Source organism: Rothia nasimurium, from assembly GCF_004569295.1.
In the GTDB taxonomy this organism is placed as follows: domain Bacteria; phylum Actinomycetota; class Actinomycetes; order Actinomycetales; family Micrococcaceae; genus Rothia; species Rothia nasimurium_B.
Map to the genome: position 1 here is coordinate 21,229 of NZ_SPQC01000037.1, position 6,000 is coordinate 27,228.

Consider the following 6,000-nt stretch of genomic DNA (forward strand, 5'->3'; position numbering starts at 1 on the left):
CCTGGTTGGTGGGTTTTTCTGATTTAAGTGGTACCTACTGACGGAGATGGTACCTGCCAGCCTAGATGCTGGGGACGGCGTTCCAGTCACCGGTGACCAGGTAGGTGACCTTGCGGGCTACCGACACACCGTGGTCGCCAAAGCGCTCCAGGTAACGGGAGGCCAGGGTGACGTCAACGGTGACCTGGGCGTTCTGGCCCCAGCCGGGGGCTGCCATGTGGTTGAAGACCTCAACGTGGAGTTCGTTGATGCGCATCTTGTTCTTGATGATGTCCTGGGTATGGGAGAGCTCGCGGGTCTCGAGCAGGCTGATGACGCTGGCGATAATCTTCTGGTCAAGCTCGATGATTTCGCGGAAGACCGGCAGGATGGGCTCGGGCAGGACGTGCTCGGGGTAGCGCATGCGGGCAACCTGGGCGACGTGGCGGGCAAGGTCGCCCATGCGCTCCAGGGAGGAGCTCATGCGCAGGGCACCGACAATCATGCGCAGGTCGGAGGCTACCGGGCCCTGTAGGGCCAGAATGTCGATAGCGCGCTCATCGAGTTCGTTTTGCATGAAGTCGATGCGGGCATCGTTGGTGATAACCTCTTCGGCTTCTTGAATATCGGCCTGCAAGAAGGCGTCCGAAGCGCGGCCGAGAGCCTCCTGGACCAGGGTAGCGATATGAATCAGCTCTTCGCCGACGTGCTGTAGTTCGGCTTGGAAGACTTTGCGCACGTGCGCGTCCTTTCCATCTGGGGAAGTGTGGGGTGCCGGGCAGACTCCTGCCCATGGCTACCCCTTTAGAGTGCCAAGGTCACATGAACACAAGCACATGGTTGGGTAAACGTTAGTTGAACCCCGAGATATTTGGAGGTCTGCGGGGCGCGGGGTAGGGGCGGTAGGCCCTAAGCTGGTAGATGTGAACCCTACTGTGATTGCTTTGTCTGCCGCTGTGCTGGGGCTCCTCATCGGCGTGGTGAGCATGCTCGCCGTGCAACGGAGTGAGCGTCAGCGTGCTCGCTGGGCTGACGTTGAAGAGCCAACCATTAGCGACGGTGCCGCCGAGGTGCTGGCGGTCATTGGCCGTGCCTACATGGTGGTGGATGCCGTGGACGGCGTGGTGCAGGCTTCTCCGGGCGCCTACGCCTTAGGCCTGGTACGCGGGCATACAGTGGTCTCTGACGAGCTATTAGAGATGATCGACGCGGTGCGGTCCAAGGGCATTATCGTCGAAAAAGAAATTATCTTAACCCGCGGCTTTTACGACCAGAGCCGCCTGGTGATTGACCTGCGCGTGGCCCCGGTGGGCGATGAGTATATCTTGGTGCTGGCTGATGACCGTACCGAGATCGCCCGCGCGCAGACTGTCCGTACCGACTTCGTCGCAAACGTATCGCACGAGCTCAAGACGCCGGTGGGCGCGGTGGGACTCATGGCCGAGGCAATCGAATCATCGGCTGACGATCCCGAGTCGGTACTCTATTTTTCGGGCAAATTAAAGAAGGAATCCCAGCGGCTGGCAGCCCTGGTACAGGATGTCATCGAACTCTCCCGCCTACAGTCAGCTGATATGGTGCTGAGCTCCATCCTGATCGATGTTGAGCAGGTGGTCGCTGAATCGGTCGACCGCAACCGCCTCACAGCCGAGGGTAAAAACATTGAACTTCTGGTGGGCGGTAAGGCCCCCCGCCCGGTTCACGGTGACCCCGAGCTGCTGGGCACCGCCCTGCGCAACCTGATTGAGAACGCCATTCGTTACTCGCCCGAGAACACCAAGGTGGGCATCGGTATGGCTGTGAAGGGTGACACTGTTAGAATTTCTGTGAAAGACCAGGGACCGGGCATTCCCGAGGACGAACAGGACCGCATCTTCGAGCGGTTCTACCGGGTTGACCCGGCGCGTTCCCGCCAAACCGGGGGCACAGGCCTGGGCTTGAGCATTGTGAAGCACATTGTGGGCCGGCACGGCGGCGAGGTGACCCTCTGGTCCCAGCCGGGCTCCGGCTCGACCTTCACGATTGCCCTGCCCATCGTCGATGAAGAAACCGAACAAGACCTGCTGGGGGAGCACCCGCCGACGGGATCCCTCACCCAGATAACGGACCACAACACCAACGCTGCTCCGCGCCCCGCGGGGTCGGCTTAAACTGCGAAGGAAACAAAATAAGTGACCCGTATTTTAGTGGTTGAGGACGAAGAGGCGCTGAGCGAGCCCCTGGCCTTTTTGCTGGGTCGTGAGGGCTTTGAGGTGCAGGTGGTCGATAACGGCCTGGACGCCGTGGTTGAGTTCGAGCGAAACGGCGCAGACCTGGTGCTCCTTGACATCATGCTCCCCGGCCAGTCCGGCACCGAAGTCTGTAAGCAGATTCGCGCCACCAGCGCGGTTCCCATCATCATGCTGACCGCTAAAGACTCAGAAATCGATAAGGTGCTCGGCCTTGAACTGGGCGCTGACGACTACGTCACCAAGCCCTATTCCTCCCGCGAGCTCATCGCCCGCATCCGCGCCGTCCTGCGCCGCCAGGGCGAACCCGAAGAGCACGACGCCGGGGCGATTGAGGGCGGCCCGGTACGCATGGACGTTGAGCGCCACGTGGTGACCGTATCCGGCGAAACCGTAGCCATGCCCCTCAAGGAGTTTGAGCTACTTGAGATGCTGCTTCGGAACGCAGGACGCGTGATGACGCGCTCGCAGCTGATCGACCGGGTCTGGGGCGCTGACTACGTGGGCGATACCAAGACCCTTGATGTGCACATTAAGCGCCTGCGCTCCAAGGTTGAGCCTGACCCCTCGTCCCCGCGCTATGTGGTCACCGTGCGCGGCCTGGGCTACAAGTTCGAACCCTAAACCGGCACACTAGGCTGGGTAAAGCAGTGGGGCGGGCCCTTCAGATATCTGAAGGGCCCGCCCCCACTCTTTAAAACGAAAGGGTCTTAGCCGTTGCTGCTAGCAGTTTCGGTAGCGCTGGGAGTAGCCGCTGCTGCGGTGGGCAGGTAGGGGGCGTACTCTTCCAGGGCGCCGTCAAGAACCGGAACGTTGAAGGTAGCGGTGCTGGAGGTGACGTTGGAGGAGACCTCGACGTCCTTCAGCAGCAGACCGGGGTTAGCGCCAGCTTCAGCCAGGAGAAGTTCGTTCTCGTCGTTTTCCAGGCGGACTTCCTGGCCAGCGGGAACCTCAACGGTGAGAGTTTCGGTGGGGAAGGTCAGGGTGACGGTGGCGTCTTCCTCGGTCTGGTTCAGAATGGTGCCCAGCACGCGGCCCTGTGAGGCCTCATCGGCTGCGATGAGCATGATGTTGCGGAGCTGGATGTCCTGCTGGTTGTTCTCGCCTAGCAGGTTAGCCATCTGGCCGTCGGAGGCGGAGTAGACGATGGTGGTGGCGGGTTGGTTGGTGTAGGTGCAACCGGTGGTGGCCAGCAGGGCACCAGCGATGGCAACGAGGGCGCTGGCGCGCTTGACGGTCAAAGAAGCGGTGTTCTTCACAGCTCTAGCTCCTTGTGTAGGGTCGTAGTCTGCCGAGGGGCAGAGAAAGTGTGTGTGCTCCGCGCCGAGGTACGGAATTTTTGGTCTGTTCAGGTCATATTCTATCTGGTTTAACGACGATACGTCTGTATCAACGAGGCAAAAGGGCGTAAATGAAGCGCACAGGTTTGCTGAGAGCACCGGGCCTATTTTGAGACTTTAAGGGTGCTGTCTTTCGTTGCATGGTAGAATAGATAGGCTGAAAGGGGTTTATCCATATGGTTTTTGAGGTTGGCGAAACAGTCGTTTACCCTCACCACGGTGCCGCAACGATTGAAGAAATCAAGATGCGCAAGATCCGTGGCGAAGAGAAGATGTACCTTAAACTCAAGGTTGCTAACGGTGACCTGATCATTGAGGTTCCCGCTGAGAACGTCGATATGGTGGGCGTGCGCGATGTCGTTGACGAGCGCGGTCTGCAGGAAGTCATTGACGTACTTCAGGCTACCGATACCGAAGAAGCAGCAAACTGGTCCCGCCGCTACAAGGCTAACGTTGAGAAGCTGGCATCTGGCGATGTGCTGAAGGTTGCCGAGGTCGTCCGCGACCTGTGGCGCCGCGAGAACGACCGTGGCCTGTCTGCCGGTGAGAAGCGCATGCTGGCTAAGGCCCGTCAGATTCTGTCGTCTGAGGTTGCCCTGGCTAAGGACATCGACGAAGAAGCCGCCGAGGTTGAACTCGATAAGATTCTCGAGGGTGTCTAAACTTTCGGGTATGCTCACTAGCTGTGAGCACTCTAGATTTTTCTGATACAGCGGGCACCGCAACCACATCTGGTGGTTCGGTGCTCGCTGTCGTTATTGTGGCGGCCGGTTCTGGGTCGCGTCTGGGCGCAGGTATGCCGAAGGCAGCAGTGCAGGTTGCCGGGCGCACCCTGCTGGAATGGGCCTTGGCCGGTGCTCGGGAATCGGGCGTGGCGGCACGGCTGGTGGTGACGGTGCCCCCGCAGGACGTTGCGCTGCGGCAGGTCTGTGCCCGGTACGGTGCTCTGGCGGTGCCTGGCGGCGCAACGCGCGCCGAGTCGGTGACGGCCGCCCTGGCCGCGATTGCGGACGCCGCCCCCCTGCCGGGTGCCCCAGAGCAGCTGCCCACCGGCGTCCTGGTGCACGATGCCGCCCGCTGTTTCACCCCTGCCAGCGTCTACCACCGGGTGGCTGCCGCCCTTGAGGCGGGGGAGAAAGCAGTGATTCCGGCGCTGTCCGTAGTCGACACCATTAAGACGGTGGATGCTGCCGGGTACGTAAGCGGCACCCCGGCCCGGGCGCAGCTGCGGGCTGTGCAGACCCCCCAGGGCTTTGACCTTGCTACCCTTGTGCAGGCCCACCGCGATGTTGCCTCCCTGGCCCCCGAGGTTGCCGAAAGCATCACCGATGATGCCATGCTGGCTGAAACCCTGGGGCTACCGGTTGCGACCGTCGAGGGGGCTGCCGAAGCCTTCAAGATTACAACGCCTCTTGACCTGACCCTAGCTACAGCCCTCTACGACGAAAAGAGAGAATCATGATCCCCCGTATCGGTACCGGCACTGATGTGCACGCTTTTGGTGAAGAAAGCACCGAACTGTGGGTGGCAGGTTTGCACTGGCCGGGCCAGCGCGGGCTCTCAGGCCACTCGGACGGCGACGTGGTGGCTCACGCAGTTGCTGACGCTCTTTTCTCGGCTTCAGGTACGGGCGATTTGGGCTCGAACTTTGGGGTCGACCGGCCGGACATGGCCGGGGCCTCCGGCGTTCGGATTCTTTCTGAGGCAGCTGCGATTGTCCGGGCTGCCGGGTTCGAGATTGGCAACATCGCGGTGCAGTTGATTGGCAATAAACCCAAGTTTTCCCCGCGCCGGGACGAGGCTAACCGCGTCCTGTCTGAGGCCGCCGGTGCTCCGGTGACGGTCACCGCTACGACCACCGACGGGCTGGGCTTGACCGGCCGGGGTGAGGGCGTGGCGGCTACCGCTGTGGCCCTGGTCTACGGTAAGGACGGCGCACACTAGCTGCCGGGGCCGCCCGGTGACCGCGGGTTCAGGTCGGCGCTAAAATAAGGCTGTCCCTGTTAGATCACTCCACACTGTAAAGAAGTACCCGTGAACGCCGACCCTCTTGAACCCCGCCCTCATGTGCTGAGCCAGAACGGGGGGCGCGTCATCGCCTGGCACGAATTTGGGCAGACGGAATCCCCCAGAGCTACCGCCGTGTACTGCCACGGTACCCCCGGCACCGGCTATGAGGCACTTTTTCTTGACGAGGCAGCCCGTGAGCTGGGTATCCGCATTATCGCCCCGGACCGCCCGGGGCTGGGAGCGTCAGACGCCGTCCCCTACAGGCTGGTTGGCACCTGGGCAGAAGAGGACGCCGCCGCCATCATCGACCACCTGGAGCTTGACCGCTTTAGCGTTATCGGCTTCTCCGGCGGCGGGCCCCACGCCATGAGCCTGGCAGCCTTCCACCCCGATAAGGTAGAACAGCTTATCCTGCTGGCCCCCTTCACCCACCACCCCCTCTG

8 protein-coding genes are annotated in these 6,000 nt (G+C 61.5%); 6 read left to right on the plus strand and 2 right to left on the minus strand.

The window, feature by feature from the left end:
- Window positions 1–61 precede the first annotated feature (61 nt).
- Window positions 62–718, minus strand: a complete 657-nt coding sequence (phoU, locus tag E4U03_RS09680; RefSeq protein ID WP_135013361.1) for a phosphate signaling complex protein PhoU — start codon at window positions 716–718, stop codon at window positions 62–64.
- A gap of 184 nt (window positions 719–902) precedes the next feature.
- On the opposite strand from phoU, the gene E4U03_RS09685 reads away from it, so the two are divergent.
- Together E4U03_RS09685 and E4U03_RS09690 are read left to right on the plus strand one after the other, a co-directional pair.
- Window positions 903–2,129, plus strand: a complete 1,227-nt coding sequence (locus E4U03_RS09685; RefSeq protein WP_135013363.1) for a sensor histidine kinase — start codon at window positions 903–905, stop codon at window positions 2,127–2,129.
- A 21-nt stretch (window positions 2,130–2,150) separates the two neighbouring features.
- Window positions 2,151–2,831, plus strand: coding sequence for a response regulator transcription factor (locus tag E4U03_RS09690; RefSeq protein ID WP_135013364.1), 681 nt, complete (start codon window positions 2,151–2,153; stop codon window positions 2,829–2,831).
- Window positions 2,832–2,917: 86 nt separating this feature from the next.
- On the opposite strand, the gene E4U03_RS09695 is transcribed toward E4U03_RS09690, so the two are convergent.
- Window positions 2,918–3,466: a hypothetical protein gene (locus tag E4U03_RS09695; RefSeq protein ID WP_135013366.1), complete on the minus strand. Its 549-nt coding sequence runs from the start codon at window positions 3,464–3,466 to the stop codon at window positions 2,918–2,920.
- 257 nt (window positions 3,467–3,723) lie between these two features.
- Between E4U03_RS09695 and E4U03_RS09700 the strand changes: the two genes are divergently transcribed.
- From E4U03_RS09700 to E4U03_RS09715, 4 genes are all read left to right on the plus strand, one after another.
- Window positions 3,724–4,209, plus strand: coding sequence for a CarD family transcriptional regulator (locus E4U03_RS09700; protein ID WP_135013368.1), 486 nt, complete (start codon window positions 3,724–3,726; stop codon window positions 4,207–4,209).
- Between the two features lie 23 nt (window positions 4,210–4,232).
- Entirely contained in the window at window positions 4,233–5,009 is a 777-nt protein-coding gene (gene ispD / locus E4U03_RS09705) for a 2-C-methyl-D-erythritol 4-phosphate cytidylyltransferase (RefSeq protein WP_245207716.1), read from the plus strand.
- Window positions 5,006–5,491, plus strand: a complete 486-nt coding sequence (ispF, locus tag E4U03_RS09710) for a 2-C-methyl-D-erythritol 2,4-cyclodiphosphate synthase (protein WP_135013370.1) — start codon at window positions 5,006–5,008, stop codon at window positions 5,489–5,491. Before ispD ends, ispF begins: the two co-directional genes overlap by 4 nt.
- 90 nt (window positions 5,492–5,581) lie before the next feature.
- On the plus strand, window positions 5,582–6,000 hold a 419-nt coding region (locus E4U03_RS09715), incomplete at its 3' end, for an alpha/beta fold hydrolase (RefSeq protein WP_135013372.1).